1 protein-coding gene is annotated in these 386 nt (G+C 42.5%); it reads right to left on the bottom strand.

The genetic code is table 11. The features are described from left to right. Window positions 1-386 (bottom strand): phosphoketolase family protein (locus tag C1I95_RS37570; RefSeq protein ID WP_499878006.1); only part of this gene is annotated, 386 nt, incomplete at both ends.

Raw genomic sequence — 386 nt, 5'->3', positions numbered from 1 at the left:
AGTTCTTGTTGTCTTTGTTCAACTCAATCAAATCACGGATATACTTACCAAGTTCAGTCATATCTGAACCGTCTTCTTTACCGTGATCCTTCTTGTCCAAAGCATAATCATCGATATTTGGTGTAATTAAGTCTTTAGTTAACTTACCACCGTTAGTGACGGGGTTAGCAGCCATACGAGCTTGGCCTTCAGGGATGATTGCGGCGATTTCTGGTTTTAAAGTACCATTTTCATCAAATAATTCTTCTGATTTGTATGATTTGAGCCAGTCAACTAATTTGTCGCCGTGTTCCATGTGATTGCGATCGACAGGAATTGGAATTTGGTGAGCCCGGAACGAACCTTCAATTGGTTCGCCGTCCCAACTCTTAGGACCAGTCCAGCCC

The sequence above is a fragment of the Micromonospora craterilacus genome (genome assembly GCF_003236315.1).
Lineage (GTDB): Bacteria > Actinomycetota > Actinomycetes > Mycobacteriales > Micromonosporaceae > Micromonospora > Micromonospora craterilacus.
The sequence above is the reverse complement of the archived record's forward strand: the minus strand, read 5'-3'. Positions and strand labels throughout refer to the sequence as shown.